Genomic DNA, 20,211 nt, shown 5'->3' on the forward strand with positions numbered 1-20,211 from the left:
GTACCGACCCACCCCCCTGTCCCGCCGGAGGAGGTCAAACCCGACCCGGCATCGAAGGGCAAGGTCGAGAAGCAGGCAAATGGCCTGCGTGTGCTGTTCGATACCAATAGCAGCGGCATGAGTCAGGCCATGATCGATGCCGTGCGCGATGAAGCCAGGGTGCTGGCAGGCAAGCCCACCCTGCGTGTCACGCTCTGGGCCTCGGCCAGCGGCACAAATGAGGATCTTTCCACCCCGCGCCGTATTGCGCTTGCCCGAGCACTGGTCGTGCGCTCCATTCTGATACGCGAAGGCGTGGCTACTACGCGCATCTATCCGCGTGCCACCGGTCTGGCTAAGCCCGGCACGGCACCGGCAGACCGTCTCGACATCGTCGCCGAGGGTGCCGTACCGGCCCCGATTTCTGAAGCCCAGTTCGGAACCGCATCGAGGACCCCCACGCCATGACCCGCCCCACCCTTTACCTCCTGCGCATGGGGATCTTTCTGGTCCTCGTCGCAGCCGTAGCCGCCCTGCTCAGCAAGACGCTCTATGCCGCCTTCTTTGCCAATCCGGCGCTGGATGGGCTGATTCTCGGTGTACTGGTCATTGGCATCCTGTGGAATCTGCGCACGGTGCTGCGTCTGATGCCCGAGGTGAAATGGGTCGATCAGCTGCGTGTGAACCGCACCGGCCTCGCCCAGCCCCAGCCTCCTCGCCTGCTTGGGGCGCTGGCGCGTAATCTCGCGGCCCGCACGGCGACAGGTCGGCTAAGCCTGTCGCACCAGTCGGCTCAGGCCACGCTCGACAGTCTTTCGGGCCGCCTTGATGAATCCCGCGACATCTCGCGCTACATGACCAGCCTGCTCATCTATCTGGGCCTGCTTGGCACGTTTTACGGCCTGCTGCTCACGGTCAGCTCCATCGCCGGGGTGATTGGCAGCATGAGTGTGGGCGATGGCAATCTCGACGCCATGTTTGGCCAGCTCAAAACCGGCCTCGCCGAGCCGCTCAAGGGCATGTCCACCGCCTTCTCAGGCTCGATGTTCGGTCTTGCCGGAGCGCTCATCCTTGGCTTCCTCGATCTCAATGCCGGTCAGGCCCAGAACCGGTTCTTCAATGAAGTCGAGGAATGGCTGGTCGGTATCACCAAGCAGGGCGGCACCCTGATCGAAGGGAGCGATGCCTCCGTGCCCGCCTATGTGCAGGCCTTGCTGGAACAGACTGCCGAGAATCTCGAAACCCTACAGAATGTTGTCTCGCGCAGCGAAGAGAGCCGCATGCAGCAGCTTCAGGTCATGGACGGGCTGCAGGAGCGCCTCAAGGCCATGACGGACCTGCTCCAGTCGAACCAGAAGATGATGAACCGTGTGGCGGAGGGGCAGGCCCTCCTTGGTCCGTTCCTCAAGCATGTCGGCGAGGCAGCGACACCCGGCACGGCAGCCTTCAACGACGCCAGGGACAGTCGCGAGCAGTTCAGCCGAATCGAGGGCCATATCGTACGGCTGATCGACGAGCTTCACAGCGGCCGTGCCCAGATGGCTGGCGAGATCCGCAATGATCTGCGCGTTCTGGCGCGCACCATCGCCGCCACCAGCCCCGGCGGGTCAACGGTCGTCCCCCCTTCGGCGCAATAAGGCGAGGCGGCTCTCATGGCACGACGCTCAAGACGCAGCTCCCACGGCGGAGAACTCAATGCCTGGCCCGGCTATGTGGACGCCCTCTCCACGCTGCTCATGGTGGTCACCTTCGTTTTGCTGGTTTTTGTGCTGGGCCAGCAATTCCTGTCCGTGGCCCTGAGCAAACGCACCCACTCGCTCGATGCCCTGCGCCAGCAACTTGCTGCCCTGCAGCAGACATTGTCGATGACAGAGGCCAAGAACACGCAGCTTAGCTCGATGGTAGCGAGCCTCACGACCGATCGCGACAGTGCCAACCGTCAGGCTGATGTGCTCACACAGCAGTTGGCCACACTAAATGGCACCATTGCCGAAAAGGAGCAGGCGCTCGCCGCTGCCGGTCAGGCCACGCAATCCGATCAGGCCACTATTGCCGAACTCAAATCACAGCTCGAACAGCTCAACCAGCAATTGCTCGCCATTGGCCAGGCGCTGGATATCGCCAAGAAAGATGTCACGGCACGCGACCAGCAGATCACGGATCTGGGCAACAAGCTCAACGTGGCGCTGGCCGACAAGGTCAATCAGCTCAAGCGCTACCGCTCGGAGTTTTTCGGTCGCCTTCGGGATGTCCTGAAAAATCAGAAAGGCGTCGAGATCGTTGGTGACCGTTTTGTTTTCCAGAGCTCCATTCTCTTTCCTCAGGGTAGCGCCGATCTGACGCCAGAGGGTGAAAAGGAAATTGCGGCGCTGGCCCATACCTTCAAGCAGGTCTCAAGCCAGATCCCGGCCGATATTCCCTGGATTCTGCGCGTGGATGGCCATGCCGACAAGCAGCCCATTCATACCGCCTTCCCCAGCAACTGGGAGCTGTCCAGCGCACGTGCAATTACCGTGGTCAAGGTGCTCATCCGCGAGGGCGTGGACCCGCATCATCTCGCAGCGACCGGCTTTTCGGATTACCAGCCACTCGACCAAGGCAATACGGCAGCCGCCTATACCCGTAACCGCCGCATCGAATTCCGTCTGACCGATCGCTGAAGGCCTCAAAGCAGACCTGAACAGGCAATGAAACGTCAGGGAGAAATCGTATGGCGGCGGTTTCTCCCCAATGACAAGAACGGCGCAATCGCTTATGTATCGCGCCATGACCGGCACGCCCCTCTCCCAGATCCGCAATTTCTCGATCATCGCCCATATCGATCACGGCAAGTCCACGCTGGCTGACCGTCTGATCCAGGCCTGCGGTGCGCTTACGGCACGAGAAATGAAGGAGCAGGTGCTCGACAATATGGAGCTCGAGCAGGAGCGCGGCATCACCATCAAGGCGCAGACCGTGCGCCTGACCTACCCGGCCAAGGATGGCAAGACCTACATCCTGAACCTCATGGACACACCGGGCCATGTCGATTTTGCCTATGAGGTCAGCCGCTCCCTTGCGGCCTGTGAAGGCTCCATTCTGGTGGTCGATGCCTCGCAGGGCGTCGAGGCCCAGACACTGGCCAATGTCTATCAGGCGATCGACGCCAATCACGAGATCGTTCCGGTTCTGAACAAGGTCGATCTGCCTGCCGCCGATGTCGAGCGCGTGCGCGCCCAGATCGAGGAAGTGGTCGGCATCCCGGCCGATGACGCTGTCGAGGTGTCGGCCAAGACCGGCCTCAACATTGAAGGCGTGCTCGAAGCGCTCGTGACACGTCTGCCCCCACCGAAGGGCGATGCCAGCAAGCCGCTCCAGGCTCTGCTGGTCGATAGCTGGTATGACCCGTATCTCGGCGTCATCATTCTCGTGCGCATCATGGAAGGCACGCTCAAGCGTGGCGACAAGATCCGCATGATGCAGGCTGGCTCGACCTATCACGTCGATCAGGTGGGCGTGTTCCTGCCCAAGATGACCGCAGTCGAAACCCTTGGCCCGGGCGAGATGGGCTATATCAATGCCGCCATCAAGACGGTGGCCGATGTGGCGGTGGGTGATACCGTTACCCTCGATCGCACCCCTGCCGACAAGCCTCTGGCCGGGTTCAAGCCCTCTATCCCTGTGGTGTGGTGCGGTCTCTTCCCCATCGACGCCGATGATTTCGAGAAGCTGCGCGATTCGCTTGCTAAACTGCGCCTGAACGACGCCTCGTTCCATTTCGAGGCAGAGACTTCGGCGGCCCTTGGCTTCGGCTTCCGCTGTGGCTTTCTTGGCCTGCTGCATCTGGAGATCATCCAGGAGCGCCTGTCGCGCGAGTTCAATCTCGACCTGATCGCAACCGCGCCGTCCGTGGTCTACAAGATGCACCTGACCAACGGGACGCAGGAAGATCTGCATAACCCGGCAGACATGCCCGACCCCGGCAAGATCGAGAAGATCGAGGAGCCGTGGATCAAGGCCACCATTCTGGTGCAGGACGAATATCTCGGCAGCGTGCTCACGCTTTGCAGCGAACGTCGCGGCATCCAGATGGATCTGACCTATGTCGGCAACCGCGCCATGGCTGTCTATCGCCTGCCGCTCAACGAAGTGGTGTTCGATTTCTATGACCGCCTCAAGTCACTGACGCGCGGCTATGCCAGCTTCGACTATCAGATCGATGGCTATGAGGAGAGCGATCTCGTGCGCATCTCCATTCTGGTCAATCAGGAACCCGTCGATGCCCTCGCCTTCGTTGCCCATCGCAGCGTTGCTGAAACGCGTGGCCGTGCCATCTGCGGTAAGCTCAAGGATCTGATCCCCCGCCAGCTCTTCAAGATCGCTATTCAGGCCTCCATCGGCTCACGCATCATCGCGCGTGAGACACTGGGTGCCTTGTCCAAGGACGTGACGGCCAAGTGCTATGGCGGCGATATCTCGCGCAAGCGCAAGCTTCTGGAGAAGCAGAAGGAAGGCAAGAAGCGCATGCGTCAGTTCGGCAAGGTGGAAATTCCGCAGAGCGCCTTCCTCGCCGCGCTGAAAATGGATTGAGACTTCCCTGACCCTTCCCAGGGTTGCCGCAGGAATAACAAGAAAAGAAGGATTTCTCCGATGGCCTCCACTGCTGCGATCGTTTTCGTCAAGAATGATGTTGACGATATCGGCTGGTGGATGGCCCATCATCTGGCGGTCGGCTTCGATGCGCTGATCGTGATTGACGATCATTCCACCGATGGCACATGGGATGTCATTCAGAACGCAGCGTCTATTTTGCCCGTCGAGCCGCAGCGCACTCGCCCTGACGACAAATCCTCTTACGCCGAGCGTCGATCCGATGCTTACGGCCTTGCCATCGAGTCCTGCCGGAACCGGTTCGACTGGGTGATCTGCCTCGAGAGCGACGAATACGTCTCTCCTGAATCCGCTCCCGATATGAGCAGCTTTCTGTCCCGCTTCGATCAGGCCGACGGCATCTTTCTCAACTGGTCCATTTTCGGCTCCAACGGCCATGTTACCCGCCCGACCGAGTCGCCGACCTCTGCCTATACGCGACGTGCGCCGCTGGAATTCGCGGATCATCGTCCAGGCAAGACATTCATTCGCCCTGACTGCTTCACCGGGCAGTTCATCGATGGTTGTCACTGGGCTATTGCGTCGGAGCGTTATTACCGGGCCGATGGCACCCTGTTCGACCCCGAGGCCCCGGTAAACTGGCAGGGTGCGCGTATCCTGCATTACCTGACGCGCAATCTGACACACTACACCAGCCGCCTTGCCCGACTCCCCACTCCAGGTCAGGCAACACCCGATTTGTGGTCGCATTTCAACCGCAACGAGGTCGAGGATCTCGAACCCCGGCGTTTCCTGGCGGCTACTCGCGAATACGCGGCCCGTCTCGGGCGGGTCATGCTCGATACGTTCTATTGGCGCATGCGCAAGGATATTCAGGAGAACAGCCTGAGCTTCATGCCTGACACCTCGCTGAGCATACGCAGTCATCAGAGCATGACCTCGCCACGTCCCTTGCGTTTTGCCTCACTCGTCACATCGGCCGGTGAGACACTGGCTTATGATCCCCTCTCGCATTGCCTGACCTTCCTTCCGGCTGGTGACGTCACGAGTGAGGGGCAGCAGGTCCTGCTCGTCATGGAGCATGTCGAGGCCCGTCAGGATGACGATCTGTCTCAGCCGAATGGCTTCCTTCTCCTGCCCTCCGCCATCGACACAGCCCCCACAGCGCCGGGTGCGTTCCTCACCCACTGGGTGCCCGTCCATTCAGACGCATGCGATGATGACGCGCAGGCAATGGCCCTCTTCCTCCCAGCCAGTGCGCAATGGCTCTCGCGTGACGAAACCGGCGCCATGGCGCTCGAGCCGACGGCATCGCTCAGGCTCACCCCCCAGCCCGTAACACCCGCGCAATCTATCCTATCGCGCATCCGCCCCTTCCATGCCCTGCGCAGTTATGGCGACACGCTTCATGATTTCTGCCTCGGGCTCGATCTGCTGCGGGCGCCTCAGGCCGATGCCATAGCCTGTGCCATTGCCCACCTGCCCACCTCCAAGCGGGGGCTGCTCCAGACCCGTTATCCCGGCCTGATTCCGCCGTGGCTCGCCCAGGCCTGAGACCGAAACGCGAATCCCGGGCGACTGACCAGCGGGTTTTCCCGGCTACCTGACAAAGCCGCCATAAGGCTTCTCCGGAACTCCTTTCTGCCAATCTCGTAATCAACGGATCACCCCGGACAGGGGTGGCGTGTTGGTTGTTGCATCGCGGGTGCCGGGAAAACGGCTCCGACGATACGCCCTTCTGCCTCCTCTGTTCTTATCGGCGTCCCTAGGCAGCAGAAAGGCACAGACCGTGGCAGAAACCGGAAACCCCCCGAACCCGCCACGGCGACGCCCTGTGCACAGAGCGCTTGCCATCATATCAGGCGCACTTGCAGTCATTCTCGTACTGCTCATTCTGTTGTGGAACTGGGACTGGTTCGTACCCTTGGTCAACCGGCGTGCCAGTGCAGCCCTGCACCGTCCCGTCACCATTGCTCACCTGCATGTCCGACTTGGCCTGACGACAACAGTCGCGGTCGATGACCTTCAGATCCATCAGCCCGAAGGTTTCGAGTCAGAAAAAGAGTTGTTCGCCAGCGCCAAAAAAGCGACGGTGGCCGTCAATGTCTGGCATTACATTACCCATAAAGGGCTTGAGGTGCCTCTGATCGCGCTCGACACGCCCAAGGGCGATATCGTCGCGCTGGCCAACGGGCGCAATAACTATACGTTCACCGATCCGAACGCCAAGCCCGAGCCCGCATCGCCGCAGCAATCTACCCCTCTGCCCAAAATCGGCACGGTGACGATCACCGATGGCGATATCCGCGTCGCCATGGCCAAGCTGAAGACGGATATGCATGTCCTGCTTCATACGACGCCGGCCAAGGGTGATCAGGATGGTACCATCGTCGTCGATCTGAAGGGGCGCTATGCGCAGGCACCGATCTCCGGCCATATTGTGGGTGGCTCGCTCCTGACGCTCACCAATTCCACCCGTCCCTATCCTATTGATGCCCGACTGGAAAACGGACCCACTTATGTCACGCTCCGCGGCTCGGTTGATGACCCCCTGCATTTCAAGGGCACGAAACTCGTCCTGCATTTCGCAGGTCCTGACATGTCGCTGCTTTACGCCCTGACGGGAATTCCCATCCCACAAACGCCGTCTTACAGCATCTCGGGTAATCTCGATTACACGGCGGCCCATATCCGCTTCACCAATTTTGCCGGCAAGATGGGTTCATCGGATATCGGCGGCACGATTGCTGTCGATCCTCAAACCAAGCCCATCACGGTCGATGCCAACCTGCATTCGCACAATGTGGATCTGAAGGATCTCGGCGGGTTCATTGGAGCCAAGCCCGGTCATGAAGAGAGCAAGAAGGCCGCGACAAGCGACCGTATCCTTCCCTCGACGCCCATCAACGTCCCGAAGCTGAACTCGGTCAATGCGCATCTCGTCTATAAGGGCGACCATATCGAAAACAAGGATATGCCACTTGACGATATCGTGGCCGATATCGTTGTGCAGGACGGTGCGATCACGATCAACAAGCTCAATTTCGCCGTGGGCAACGGCACATTGGGCCTGTCCGGTGCGCTCGATCCCGTCGCGAATGGCCAGTTCAAGACCCATTTCAAGGTCGACGTGTCGCGCCTGTCGATCCAGCGTTTGATGAAGGCTACAGAAACCTTCAAGGGTGAGGGCACGCTTGGTGGCCATATTACCCTTGCCGCAACCGGCAACTCCATTGCCTCGCTCCTCGGCCATGGTGATGGTGGCGTCACGCTGGTGGTCGATCATGGTGGTGATGTCTCTGCGCTTCTGCCCGACCTCATGGGGCTCAAGGTGGGCAGTGCCATTCTCTCGGCACTCGGCATCCCCCAGCGCTCCGACCTGAAATGCTTCATTGCGGACATGCCGCTGCGTCAGGGTATCCTGAGCACCAACTCCCTGCTGCTCATGACAAACAATACCCGCACGCTGGGTGGCGGAACCGTCAATCTGCGCAACGAGACGCTGGACTATCACGTCACGACCCGCTCGACCTCGTTCAACATCCTCTCGTTCCCCGGGCGCGTGAATATCAGCGGCCCGATCAAGAGCCCGACGATCATGCCGGGGGCCGAAATCATCGGCCGTGCCGCTGCCACGGCTGGGCTGGCCATCGCCTTCCCTCCGGCGGCCCTCCTGCCCACCATCCAGTTTGGTGTCGGCAAGGGCAGTGCATGTGAGGATGCGCTGGGTCAGGCCAACGCCAACCCGGCTGCCGGGATCAAGCCGGGGAGCACGACCGGCGCTGGCGCTGCAACCGTCCAGCCCAATGCCCCCGCGTCGCAGCCCCAAGGCAAGAAGCTGAGTCGCAAGCAGATCCATTCTGTCTGGAAGGAACGCCTCAAGCAGAACTGAGACAGGGGCGTGATATCGGGCGTCACCCGCATCATCACGATTGATCAGCAAGCGCCATCCTGCCAGTCTGCATGGATGGCGCGCAAATCCCTGTTCCTCACCGCTCTGTTCTGTCTGGCTGGCTGCGAGACTCCCGCCACACCTGCCAAAACAGACATCCAGAGCGGCCTGCCACCCGTTATCCTGGTCTCAATCGACGGCTTCAGGCCCGATTACCTTCATCATGGCGAGACGCCGGTGCTGGACAGTCTGACGGATGAGGGGGTGTTCGCGCCGATGCGCCCCTCCTTCCCGTCAATCACCTTCCCCAATCACTATACGCTGGTCACTGGATTGCGCCCGGATCATCACGGCGTGGTTGGCAACACCATGACGGACCCGGATATCCCCGGCGAGACCTTCAGTGTGGGGCATCATACCGGCGTCGATGATCCACGATGGTGGAATAACGGCACACCGGCCTGGGTCACGGCCCAGATGCATGGTCTGATGAGTGCCTCTGTTTTCTGGCCGGGTTCGGATGTCCCCATTCTCAACACGCGCCCCGAAATCTGGTACCATTTCGACCATAAGATCACGCCGACAGAGCGCGTCGGGACAGTCCTTTCATGGTTCGACCGCCCTGCTGAAAAGCGTCCGGCCTTGTCTTTGCTCTATTTCGACGGGGTCGATCATCACGGCCATGTGGATGGCCCCTTTGCGCCCGAAACCAGACAGGCCATTCATGAAGTCGATGACGCACTTAGAGTCCTGATCGCTGGCCTGAAGCAACGTCACGTCCAAGCCAATCTCATTATCGTTTCTGATCACGGCATGACGGCGCTCAGCCCCCAACGCGTTATTTCCCTTGGTGCTCTTGCGCCGGCACAGGCCATGAACGTGGTCACAGCAGGCCCTTATGCTGGCATCAATCCTGTTCCGGGGCACGAACGCGAGCTTGCCCGCGCCCTGTCCGCGCCTCATGAGCATGTAACCTGCTGGCCCAAGACCCAGATCCCGCCCCGCCTGCATTACGGCACCAATCCACGCGTACCTGCCTGGCTCTGCCTGGCTGAAAATGGCTGGACGCTTGCCCGCGATGCCCATGATCATATCTCGAAGGGCGGGCATGGCTACGACAACCAGGCCCCGGACATGTTGGCCACCTTCATCGCAGCAGGCCCGGCCTTCGTTCCGCACAAGACCCTGCCCACCATCGACAATGTCGATGTCTATCCACTGGTCATGATGCTTCTTGGCCTGCTGCCTGAAAACAATGACGGCACGCTCACTCCCCTGCAGAGCGGCCTGCGGGACAGTTATCGCGCGATCCAATAACTTCGCTCGTCAAACCGCTTTGCGGGTGAGCTACCGGTCTGATGGCCTAGCCGTCTGGATGGCATCCCGGTCGTGAGATGAAACAGGACGCACCGGTCGTGATGCAGGAACCGGCGGGAGACGCCTCATACCCCTTGTCGTCACGCCCCCTGCCCACCTAGAAGAACGCGACGCCCCTTTCCTGCCCGGAGCCCGCCCTACGTGTCTGCCTCTCCCTTTTCCTCCTGGCTGGAACGTCGCTTCAGTATCGGTCAGCGCGGCTCGACCATTCAGCGCGAAGTGCTGGCTGGTCTCACGACATTCGGTGCCATGGCCTATATCATGGCGGTCAACCCTGCCATCATGGCCAATGCCGGGCTCGCCCAGCATGACATGATCATGACCACCATTGCCGCAGCCATCTGCGGCACGCTGCTCATGGCCCTGTTTGCCAATATGCCCATTGCGCTGGCCCCCGCCATGAGCAGCAATGCAATCTTTGCCCAGATCGTGGTCAAACAGATGCATGTCGATGTGCGCACGGCGTTCACCATCGTGCTGCTCGGAGGCGTGGCATTTACCGCGCTATCCGTAACGAAACTCCGGCATCGCATCATCCAGGCTTTTCCCGAACCGATCGTGCTCGGCATTCAGGTCGCTATCGGAATCTTCATTGCCCGTATCGGCATGGTGACAGGTGGGCTTGCCGTCCCGGCAGGCGATGGATTTCATTTTGGCGCCCTCAGCGACCCATCAGTGCTGCTGACATTGTTCGGCGTGTTTCTGGCCGGTGTCTTCATGGTAATGCGCGTCCCTGCCGGGATGCTTATCACCATTCTGGCCGTCACCCTTGTCAGCCTGTTTGTGCACAAGAACGGCCATCCTATGGCAAGCCTGCCAGGCCAGGTGGTCGAGTGGCCCCATTATCCCACCCACCTGCTTTTCCCGTTCAACTTCGGAGATTTCTTCTCCCATCTTGAATTGTTGCTGCCCATCACGCTCTATTTCCTGATCAGCGACTTTTTCGATGCGACAGGCACCATGTACAGTGTCGCCAACAGGGCACGTCTGACAAAGCCTGATGGCACCACCCTGCTGGGGCGCGCCGCTTTTGCGGCTGACGGGTCTGCCAGCATCATCGGCTCGGCACTCGGCACCAGCACGGTCTCGGCCTATGTGGAAAGCCTTGTGGGGGTCGAGGCTGGCGGTCGGACGGGGCTGACAGCGCTGGTCGTGGCACTGCTTTTCGCTGCCTCTTCTGTACTTTGGCCGCTCATCGTCATGATTCCCCCCGAGGCTACCGCACCGGTGCTCATCCTCGTCGGCCTCTCGATGCTTTCTGCTCTGGGGCAGGCCGCCAACCATTCGCAGGAGGCCTTGCTGACGCCGGCCTTCATGCTGCTCATTGCCGTGCTCACCGGTAATTTCATGATCAGCCTTGCGCTCGGGCTGCTGTTCTACTCCCTCATGCTCGTCGTCACGCGGCAGTTTGTCCGCCTCACCCCAATGGTGCTCGGGCTCGATGCCGTATTCCTGTTCTATCTCATCCTGATCAGCCGAACGGGGCTCGGTCAGGGCTGAATACCAGACCTGATCAGCCATTGGCCTTCAGCCATCACACAGCCCATCCACAGGATGTGCTGTGTGATCCGTACCCCTCGCCGTCCCGTCGGCACGGCAAACCGGCACAGACTGGCGGATCGTCATCTTGTGATACCCCGCCAGCGCCAACCACTCCGCCTCGATAATCGTTGACTCAGTCAAGCAGGGCCCCATTGCCAGAGGCCCGCATGAATGAAAGAGGCTGCAACAGTGTCTACCCTTCTCAAGGATCTTGCGTCATTCAAGGATGAGTTCGTTGGCCTGAGGCATGATCTGCATACTCATCCCGAGCTCGGTTTTGATGAAAAACGCACCAGCGATATCGTTGCTGAAAAGCTCCAGTCATGGGGCTATACGATCGAACGTGGCTTTGCCGGCACTGGTCTTGTCGCCACGCTGCGCCATGGAACCAGCAACAAGGTTGTCGGGCTGCGTGCCGAAATGGATGCGCTCCCCATTCTCGAAAAGACTGATCTGCCCTGGCAGAGCGCCCAGTCAGGCGTTTCCCATATGTGCGGCCATGATGGCCACACCACGATGCTGCTTTGCGCCGCACGCTATCTTGCCGAAAAAAAGCCCTTCGATGGTATTTTGCATCTGATATTCCAGCCTGCCGAAGAACTTTTGTGTGGCGGAAGCCGCATGATCGATGACGGGCTGTTCAAGAAATACCCCTGCGATATCCTGTTTGCCCAGCACAACATGCCCGGCTTCCCCAGCGGTAATTTCTATTTCCATAAAAATGCCAGCATGGCGTCCTCGGATACCGTTCGCATTACGCTCAAGGGTACGGGCGGTCATGGTGCCTTTCCCCAAAAGTCGCATGATCCGGTCGTCGCCTCTGCCCAGCTGGTACTGGCCCTGCAAAGTATCGTCTCGCGCAATGTCGATCCCTTCGCGCCTGCCGTGGTCACGATTGGTGCGCTCAATTCCGGCAGTGCGGCCAATGTCATCCCTGACAAGGCCGAGCTGCTTCTGAGCATCCGCACCATGACCGATGAAGTCCGCCAGCTGGTTCTCAAACGCGTTACGGACATCGCCACCAATACGGCAGCCGCCAATGACTGCGCAGCCATGGTCGAGCATCTGAATGGCAGCCCTGTACTGGTCAATGACGGCAAGGCCATCGACTTTGCCCGCAGCACCGCCGCCGCGTTGTTCGGAGCAGATCATTGCCATGACAGCCCGCCCTTCATGGGAAGCGAGGATTTTGCCTTCATGCTGCAGGCGCATCCCAATGGCTGCTACTGGTTCATCGGCAATGGTACCGAGGGCTGCAACGGCACCCCGCTCCATAATGGCGGGTTCGATTTCAACGACGACAACATCCTCCCCGGCGCAGCTCTTTTCATCGGCCTCGTGGAACGTTATCTCGCTCCGGCCGCCTGAGGCACAGAACGAGATTTCTGCGCTTTTCAGAACGCCTGACGATACAGCCCGATCATCTCATTCTCGGTGATCGGGACAGGATTGTTCACGAGAACACGGGTCTGGGTTATCGCATCCGCGGCCAGAGCGGGCAGCGACTCCTCGGTGACCCCGACATCGCGCAGACGACGCGGCAGACCACTTTCATCCATCAGATTTTCCAGAAAGCGAATGAATGTCTCTGCCTTTTCGGCGGATGTACCGCCCTGCGTCACGCCAAGATCATCGCCGAGTTCAGCGTAGAGCCTGGCCGCTTCACGCATGTTGAACCGGAGCACATGAGCAAGCATCAGTGCGTTGGACAAACCATGCGGCACATGGAAATACCCGCCAAGCGGATAAGCCATGCCGTGAACGAGACCAACCGGTGAATTGGCAAAGGCCTGCCCGGCCAGCATGGCGCCGAGCAACATTGCCTCGCGCGCAGGGCGATTCTCGGGTTCCCGGCATGCTGTAACCAGATTCCTGCCCAGCAAACGCAGGGCCGATCGGGCGAGGTGATCCGACACAGGATTCTTGCGTCGTTTGCCTGTATAGGCCTCTATGGCATGGACCATCGCATCCAGTCCGGTCGCCGCCGTCTGGAGAGGCGGCAAACCGCGCGTCAGTTCGGCATCAAGCAGTACATAATCGGCAAAAAGCTGCGAGGCGACCACACCGCTCTTCCTCGTTCCATCGAGGGTGATGACTGCCACATTCGTCACCTCTGACCCGGTCCCGGAAGTGGTCGGCACCTGGACGAGCGGCAACCGCCTGCCCTCGACACGATCCACACCATACATGTCTGCAAGAGGCTGATGGGTCGTGCCGAGCAGCACCGCAGCCATCTTGGCAACGTCGAGCGATGACCCGCCGCCCAACCCCAGCACCAGTTCCACGGCGGCCTTCCGACCGACGGCCACACATTCCAGCAATACGGACTCGGGGGGATCAGCAACGACGCCATCGAACAGCGTGATCTTCAGACCGGCAGCAGAAAGAGAGGCGACAACAGGCTCCAGCAAGCCTGAACGGGCCAGACCGCAATCCGTCACCAGAAGCACGGAGGTCACAGAAAATCTGCCTTTGAGATCCTGCCCGAGGCCAGAGATCCCTCCCCATTCCATCCTGATTGTCGGTACGGTCTGAAAGCAGAATGCAGGCATATTCATCAGGAATTTCTCCCCCTTGAAAGCGGCCCTGAACTGTCCCCACTGTTTTGCTCGACGCGCTTCACAGCCCTCCCGAGAAGCAATCGGCCTTAGCCGGTGCTCCGGGACATGACATTGCCTGACCTTCATCGGCATGTGGGGTCATAGGCCCGGATAACCGATGACGTTCCAGCAGCCGCGGGACAACCCGATCACGCCTAGAACGAACGCCGGATCATCCCTTCATAAGAGGACCGTGACACAGGTGACAAACAGGAGGCCAGAAGAAACAGCCACATCTCATAATTTTGTTATCTATAACATCCCCTCTCATAACGAGACTTGGTGGACGTCGAGAGTGCAGCAAGTGAACCGAGAGACGCCATCAGTGTGGCCTGCTAACGCTAGCGCGCAAAAAGCGCCCTCGAGCTTCCCTCAAGCAGCAGTGAGAGACGATACAGAGGCAGTGATACTTTGAGCGCTGTTTTCTGACCGACATTATCACATCCTGAATTTCTCCAAGATAAAGCGCGCCAATGAAACGGTACCAAAAAAACCTGGAAAAAGATGCCTTTACAAATCAGTGCCTATTTTCGGCCATAGTATTATCGTTCATAAGGGTGGCGATACCGGGAGCGTGATGCAAAACTTCCCCGGTATCGCCACCCTTAACGTTTGTTTCCAATTATTTCACACTCGGAAACTATACAATTATTTATTGCAGGGGCGTATCCCATACCTTGGGCCCTGATAACTCATAGCGAGTGATCCAATATTCCATGCAGATCGCACTGTCTGGCGACGAGATCTGCTCAGGACAGGCCGGATAGAAATCCTGCCATGGCCCGCCGCGCTTTGGCCGCATCACGTCCAAGCGCCATCAAGGCCGGTATCTGCCCGGGCTGTCGGCCCAGACTGGCGAGCAATCGCATGGGAGAGATACGCCCTCCATCAAGCACATCCAGCGCTGCAGGCGGCAGATCACGCCGGGAGTCATCACAGATCACGCGCAGCACGGCAAAAGGTAGGCCGGTGCGCGCCACGAGGCCACTCTCCATGTCGACACCCAGGCAGCCTGTCTGGGCATGGTAGCTATTTTTCTCGGTCGCGGTCGCAACAATCGTGTCGCTGTGCAGGATACCGCCATGCAGCACCCCGTCGCACCCTACGCCAAATTGCCGCGAAAGCCCGGAATCGGTCTTGAGGCGCTGCCCGTCGACCATCACCCATTGCGGGATGATAATCGCTCCCGGCATCAGATCGGGCGCCAGACCCGCCGCGCAACCGAAAGATAGCAGTTCCGTCGCCCCTGCGGCCAGCAGCCGCTCGATCCCGCGCAGAGCGCCGTCACGCGTTGCCCCGCTGAGCGCAACGGGTGACTGCGGTACATGGGGCCTGATCAGGCGTGCTTCAGCCTCCAGCCCGGCCAACACACCCAGCATGTCAGAAACCGTGCTCGACGCGGCCTGAATTGCTCAGACCGAGATTACGGAAACGCGAAAGCGCCATGAGCGGGAAGAACTGCTTGTACCCGTGGTAACGCAGATAGAACACCTTGGGGAAACCGACCGCATTATAAGGCTGCTCTTCCCACTCACCCTGACCGTTCTGCTGGGCAACAAGATACGAAATCCCGCGCTTGACCGCCGGTGTCTCACGACGTCCGACGGCCATGAGCCCCAGAATGGCCCAGGCTGTCTGGGTCGGCAGGCTCTTGTCATACTCTCCCGGTGTCGCACCCTCGTATGAGGCGCAATCCTCACCCCAGCCGCCATCCTCACGCTGCACGCTCTCAAGCCACGCTACAGCACGTTCGACCGCAGGGTCGTCATGCGGCACGCCTGCAATATTGAACGCACAGAGGGTCGACCACGTGCCATAGATGTAGTTCGTACCCCAGCGGCCAAACCAGCAACCCTCCGGCTCCTGTTCGCGACGCAGATAAGCCAGACCGCGCTCGATCACGGGCCGGTCTTCCGGGAAGCCCAGTTCACAGAGGAAAGAAACACAGCGCGCCGAGACATCCGCTGTCGGTGGGTCGAGCAGAGCCCCATGATCGGCGAAGGGGATATGATTGAGCGCATCGAGATCATTGTCGATATCGAATGCACCCCACCCCCCATTGGTGCTCTGCATACCCACGATCCACTCACGAGCACGCGAAATGGCCTCCTGGTTTCCCTCGGGGTCCTCGCGGTTCAGCAGCATGCCGACAACGGCTGTATCATCCACATCGGGATAATAGTCGTTTTCGTACTGAAACGCCCAGCCGCCGGGGCGCACATCCGGGCAGTTGATGGCCCAGTCACCCTTGACGTTCAGAATCTGGCGCTTGCGAAGCCAGTCCATACTGCGCCTGAGCGCTTCACGCGTTTCCTTGGGGCGTGTCGCATCGGGACCAGATGATGCCTCGGCCAGCGCAAGTCCCGAAAGCCCTGTATCCCACACAGGAGAGACGCAGGGCTGGCAATAGGTCTCATCACCATTGCTGACCAGCAATTCCTGGATACCCTTCCAGGCGAGCTCCACGCGCGGGTCGTTATCGGGCACGCCCATGCCGCGATACATCATCACCACATTGGCCATGGCCGGGTAGATCGCGCCCAAACCACCCTCACCGAGGCGGGGCTCGATAAAGTCGAGTGCGACCTTGATGGCCTTCTTGCGTAAGGCCGCAGGAAAACGGGGCTCGATCGGTCGAAGCATGGTGTCCACTTTCTTGAACACATGCCCCCAGATCGAGCGGTAAGGCCCACGGATCCAGTCTTTCACCTCCTCAGGCGGGGTGATGAAAAGCTCCTGAATATGGATATTGCGCGGGTTGATCGCACGTGGCTCGAGCGTGCGCAGAACGAGCATGGGCGCCACGACGCTGCGTGACCAGTACGACATGTTCCACATCGAGAAGAGTGCCGCCTTGGGCATCAGCATCAGCTCGACCGGCATGACCGGCGTGGCGCGCCAAGGCACTTCACCGAACAGCGCCATCTGGATACGGGTAAACACGTTGGCGCGCGCCGCGCCACCCCGGTCGAGAATGGCTTCGCGGGCGCGCTTCATGTGCGGCGCCTCGATATCATCACCAACCGCCTTTAGGGCAAAATAGGCTTTCACGGAAGCAGAGAGGTCAAATCCGCCATCGTGATAAAGCGCCCAGCCACCATGTGAGCCCTGGGTGCGCCGTAGATAATTGCCGATACGGGCCTGCTTCTCATCATCGATACGATCGAGATAATGCTCAAGCAGCACATATTCAGCCGGGATTGTGGCATCGGCTTCCAGCTCGAACACCCAGTGGCCATCATCATTCTGCCGGTTCGACAGGGCGGCATGGGCTGAATCGATAGCCTGACGCACCTGGCCCATATCCGCCTCGGCCGGAATTTCGGCTTCGTGACGCTCCAGAACGTCGGAATAGATCAACATTGTCCGCCCTTGTCCTTTTCCCAGCTTGAATATGTCGTTGATATGACAGATGCCCGTATCACAGTTTTCCGCGCAACAGACAGCATTGTCTGCATACAGGTTATCAGAGATCCAGAACCCTGATCGCCTCGACGCCTGAACGGATCGCCCCTTCAATGGTCGAAGGGAACCCTGTCTGTGTCCAGTCTCCGGCCAGAGCCAGATTGTCTAGTGCAGTACGAGCAACTGGCCGCATGCGGTCCTGCGCCGGTGTTGCGGCAAAGGTCGCCCGCTTCTCACAGACCAGCCGCACAGGCGGCACGGCCTCGGGTAGTCCACCCGCCACAACCGGCCCGACAGACTGGCGGATCTCCGACCAGATCGTCGCAATCAGCGCCTCATTATCATGGGTCGCATAGCGATTCGCGGCACTTACGGTGACGGAAAGTATCTCGCCCTTGAGATAGATCCACTCCGCAACACCACCCACCAGCCCGACGAAACCGACCCTGCCCAGCATCCCTCGTGCCTGAACAGGCGCGGGCAGACGGTAATGCACGTTGATGATGCTTTCGTAGGCATCGGGCGCTGTGAAACCGGGCAGATGCGGCCCGAGCAGGGTGCGTGCGACGGGTGAAGGGGCCGCAAAGACCACCTTGTCTTCCGGCCCGAGTGCTACCGTCTCGCTACCAATACGCAGCGCGGTGACACGGCCCTGTGCCACGTCGAGGCCAGAAACACGCGTACCACACCGAACCTCGCTCTGCAGGCGGGTCAGATGGGCGATGGCAGGATCAACAAAACTCTCCGAAAGCCCCTCGGCCGGATACCAGGGGCAACAGGCCTCGCCACCAAGAGCGAGCGTTTCGCGCACGATCGCGGCCAGCAGCGACGCGCTGGCGGTCTCCAGAGGTGTGTTCAGGGCCGAAATGGCGAAGGGCTCGACAAGCCGATGGGTCAGCATACCCGTGCCCATGAAGGCACTGACCGTCTCATCCGGACCCGCCTTGAGAATACGGGCCAGCATGGACAGTTCGCCAAGCTTCATGCCCGGCACCCGACGCGCCCTGGACAGCGCCCAGAACGGAAACCGGCCACGCGACAGGCGCAGCGTCCAGCCAAGACCCGCCTCGAGATCGAACCACGGGAATATCGGGGCTCCGGGTCCGGTAAGGGTCTTTTCCGCCCCGATCAGCCCGAGATACCGAAAACTCGCCTTGTTGGCAGACAGCAGCAGGTGATTGCCATTGTCGATACGCGCATCGAGCGCCTTGTCGTGATAGGAGCGCGCCCGCCCGCCACAGGCTGGCCCCGCCTCGTAGACCGTCACGCCGGCACGACCGATCACATCGACTGCAGCAGAGAGACCGGCAAGCCCGCCTCCGATGATATGCACATGCGTCATGGGTCAGCGATAATAGGCAATGAGGGAGCGCAGGATACGGGCTGCCTTGCTGATTTTCACGGGCTGGTCCGGATGACGCCACCCGCGGCGCAGCAGAGCTGTCAGAATGGGGCGATAGGAGGCTGCCATGATGCGCGCGGGGCGCATCGCGACACCATCACATCGCTTCATCGCGCGTGTTGCTTCACGGAAATGATCCTTGGCGCGCACGGCCAGGATACGAGCCAGCGGGTCGAGCCCGACGGCATACACCGCTTCCTGCGGGTCGGTCGGCACATTGTAACGCACGAGCAGTTCGCGCGGCAGGTAAAGGCGACCGCGATCGGCGTCTTCCTGAATATCACGCAGGATATTCGTCAGCTGCAGGGCACGCCCCAGATGATGCGCCACGCGATCCGCCTCAGGCGATGAATCACCAAAGACCCGAACGGACAAACGCCCGACGGCAGAGGCAACACGATCGCAATAAAGGTCGAGGGTTACCTCATCGGGGGCGACGATCGGGCCTGCAGCATCCATGGCCATGCCATCGATTACCGCAGCAAAATCTTCCTTGCGCAAACCAAAGCGGGTGATTGTCGCAACCAGAGCCCTGTCCAGGGCATCGCGCGTCTCGCCCTCATAAAGGCGATCGATACGGGCATGCCATTCCTTCAGGGCCAGTGCGCGATCAGGCACCTGCACATCGCCATCGGCAATGTCATCAACCTCGCGGCAGAAGGCATACACCGTGAACATGCCAAAACGCCTCTCGGCAGGCAGGATCTTCATGCCCTTGGCAAAAGATGTGCCAGCCCGGGTTACAATGGCACGGACGTGCTCAAGATCGGCCGTGGAACAGCCCAGCACCGCTTCCTGTTGAAACCCGCTCACCGCTTCATCCCTGTATCATCCAAGTGCAGCGCCTTTTACCTGCAAAAGGTCAAACAGCAAAATCCGTGCGGCCCGGGAGACGTTCAGTTCGCGTCCCTTATCCCATCCTCCGGAGCCCCGCCCCATGTCCTTCTCCATCGTCAGACCACCCATCCGCCGACGCGCACGCGCCCTGCTCGGGTTCACCCTTGTCGTCTCGACCTCGCTGTTCGTGGCAGGTCAGCCCCACGCGCAGGAAACAGCTTCAGCCCACGCCGATCACCTGCTCAAGGCCGACCGCTCATGGAACGGCAAGCCCTATACAGCCTATCCCCCCGGTGCGCCGACGCTGAGCATGATACGCCTGACCATACCGCCCCACACGGCTCTGCCCTGGCATACCCATCCGGTGCCCAATGCAGGCTATGTGTTGCAGGGTCAGCTCACGATTCAGGACAAGGCCAGTGGCGCCAGCCATGTGTTCCATCAGGGCGAGGCTTTTGCGGAAAGTGTGAACGATGCCCATCGTGGAGTCTCGGGCGACACGACAACAATCTTGATCCTTACCTATGCAGGCGGCAATAATCTTCCGACTTCCATCCCCCTGAAGGGGGAAAAGAACGAATACTGAC

General features: G+C 60.0%; 14 protein-coding genes and 1 pseudogene. 10 read left to right on the forward strand and 5 right to left on the reverse strand.

Translation table 11 applies throughout. From position 1 onward, the window contains the following. The 9 genes and pseudogenes from P792_RS34390 to P792_RS34430 all read left to right on the forward strand — a co-directional run. Positions 1 to 447 (forward strand): annotated as a pseudogene (locus P792_RS34390) (OmpA family protein); the annotation flags it as partial. Beyond that, a complete protein-coding gene (locus P792_RS34395) occupies positions 444 to 1,616 on the forward strand; it encodes a hypothetical protein (protein ID WP_023979822.1) in 1,173 nt (390 codons plus the stop codon). The pseudogene P792_RS34390 and the gene P792_RS34395, both read left to right, overlap by 4 nt. 15 nt (positions 1,617 to 1,631) lie before the next feature. Further along, positions 1,632 to 2,639, forward strand: coding sequence for a peptidoglycan -binding protein (locus tag P792_RS34400; RefSeq protein ID WP_023979823.1), 1,008 nt, complete (start codon positions 1,632 to 1,634; stop codon positions 2,637 to 2,639). A 106-nt stretch (positions 2,640 to 2,745) separates the two neighbouring features. Next, positions 2,746 to 4,548: a translation elongation factor 4 gene (lepA, locus tag P792_RS34405; protein ID WP_023979824.1), complete on the forward strand. Its 1,803-nt coding sequence runs from the start codon at positions 2,746 to 2,748 to the stop codon at positions 4,546 to 4,548. 60 nt (positions 4,549 to 4,608) lie between these two features. Beyond that, the gene (locus tag P792_RS34410; protein ID WP_023979825.1) at positions 4,609 to 6,123 is read left to right on the forward strand and encodes a glycosyltransferase family 2 protein; all 1,515 of its coding nucleotides are present in this window, start codon (positions 4,609 to 4,611) and stop codon (positions 6,121 to 6,123) included. A 280-nt stretch (positions 6,124 to 6,403) separates the two neighbouring features. Continuing rightward, entirely contained in the window at positions 6,404 to 8,461 is a 2,058-nt protein-coding gene (locus P792_RS34415; RefSeq protein ID WP_235075542.1) for an AsmA family protein, read from the forward strand. Positions 8,462 to 8,536: 75 nt separating this feature from the next. Next, complete coding sequence (locus P792_RS34420; RefSeq protein ID WP_051395969.1) at positions 8,537 to 9,778, forward strand: ectonucleotide pyrophosphatase/phosphodiesterase; 1,242 nt, start codon at positions 8,537 to 8,539, stop codon at positions 9,776 to 9,778. A 201-nt stretch (positions 9,779 to 9,979) separates the two neighbouring features. After that, positions 9,980 to 11,338, forward strand: a complete 1,359-nt coding sequence (locus tag P792_RS34425; RefSeq protein ID WP_023979828.1) for an NCS2 family permease — start codon at positions 9,980 to 9,982, stop codon at positions 11,336 to 11,338. Between the two features lie 231 nt (positions 11,339 to 11,569). Further along, entirely contained in the window at positions 11,570 to 12,748 is a 1,179-nt protein-coding gene (locus P792_RS34430) for a M20 aminoacylase family protein (RefSeq protein ID WP_023979829.1), read from the forward strand. A 26-nt stretch (positions 12,749 to 12,774) separates the two neighbouring features. Here P792_RS34430 and P792_RS34435 read toward each other — a convergent pair whose 3' ends face one another. The 5 genes from P792_RS34435 to hpnD all read right to left on the reverse strand — a co-directional run bounded on the left by P792_RS34435 (position 12,775) and on the right by hpnD (position 19,600). Beyond that, the gene (locus P792_RS34435; protein WP_023979830.1) at positions 12,775 to 13,938 is read right to left on the reverse strand and encodes an iron-containing alcohol dehydrogenase; all 1,164 of its coding nucleotides are present in this window, start codon (positions 13,936 to 13,938) and stop codon (positions 12,775 to 12,777) included. 791 nt (positions 13,939 to 14,729) lie between these two features. Then, on the reverse strand, positions 14,730 to 15,359 hold the full coding sequence (locus P792_RS34440; RefSeq protein WP_023979831.1) for a phosphorylase: 630 nt from the start codon (positions 15,357 to 15,359) through the stop codon (positions 14,730 to 14,732). 1 nt (position 15,360) lies between these two features. Further along, a complete protein-coding gene (shc, locus tag P792_RS34445) occupies positions 15,361 to 17,283 on the reverse strand; it encodes a squalene--hopene cyclase (RefSeq protein ID WP_235075548.1) in 1,923 nt (640 codons plus the stop codon). Between the two features lie 163 nt (positions 17,284 to 17,446). Beyond that, positions 17,447 to 18,727: a hydroxysqualene dehydroxylase HpnE gene (gene hpnE / locus P792_RS34450; protein ID WP_023979833.1), complete on the reverse strand. Its 1,281-nt coding sequence runs from the start codon at positions 18,725 to 18,727 to the stop codon at positions 17,447 to 17,449. Between the two features lie 3 nt (positions 18,728 to 18,730). Next, the gene (gene hpnD, locus P792_RS34455; protein WP_031241613.1) at positions 18,731 to 19,600 is read right to left on the reverse strand and encodes a presqualene diphosphate synthase HpnD; all 870 of its coding nucleotides are present in this window, start codon (positions 19,598 to 19,600) and stop codon (positions 18,731 to 18,733) included. 124 nt (positions 19,601 to 19,724) lie between these two features. Here hpnD and P792_RS34460 point away from each other — a divergent pair, with 124 nt between their 5' ends. Beyond that, complete coding sequence (locus tag P792_RS34460) at positions 19,725 to 20,210, forward strand: cupin domain-containing protein (RefSeq protein WP_023979835.1); 486 nt, start codon at positions 19,725 to 19,727, stop codon at positions 20,208 to 20,210. Position 20,211: the final 1 nt, after the last annotated feature.

It is taken from the genome of Asaia sp. SF2.1 (genome assembly GCF_000505765.1).
Taxonomy (GTDB): domain Bacteria; phylum Pseudomonadota; class Alphaproteobacteria; order Acetobacterales; family Acetobacteraceae; genus Asaia; species Asaia bogorensis.

Coding starts and splice junctions, on each gene's coding strand:
- P792_RS34395 (WP_023979822.1), top strand. CDS start 444: ATGACCCGCCCCACCCTTTACCTCCTGCGCATGGGGATCTTTCTGGTC.
- P792_RS34400 (WP_023979823.1), top strand. CDS start 1,632: ATGGCACGACGCTCAAGACGCAGCTCCCACGGCGGAGAACTCAATGCC.
- lepA (WP_023979824.1), top strand. CDS start 2,746: ATGACCGGCACGCCCCTCTCCCAGATCCGCAATTTCTCGATCATCGCC.
- P792_RS34410 (WP_023979825.1), top strand. CDS start 4,609: ATGGCCTCCACTGCTGCGATCGTTTTCGTCAAGAATGATGTTGACGAT.
- P792_RS34420 (WP_051395969.1), top strand. CDS start 8,537: ATGGCGCGCAAATCCCTGTTCCTCACCGCTCTGTTCTGTCTGGCTGGC.
- P792_RS34435 (WP_023979830.1), bottom strand. CDS start 13,938: ATGAATATGCCTGCATTCTGCTTTCAGACCGTACCGACAATCAGGATG.
- P792_RS34440 (WP_023979831.1), bottom strand. CDS start 15,359: ATGCTGGGTGTGTTGGCCGGGCTGGAGGCTGAAGCACGCCTGATCAGG.
- shc (WP_235075548.1), bottom strand. CDS start 17,283: ATGGGCCAGGTGCGTCAGGCTATCGATTCAGCCCATGCCGCCCTGTCG.
- hpnE (WP_023979833.1), bottom strand. CDS start 18,727: ATGACGCATGTGCATATCATCGGAGGCGGGCTTGCCGGTCTCTCTGCT.
- P792_RS34460 (WP_023979835.1), top strand. CDS start 19,725: ATGTCCTTCTCCATCGTCAGACCACCCATCCGCCGACGCGCACGCGCC.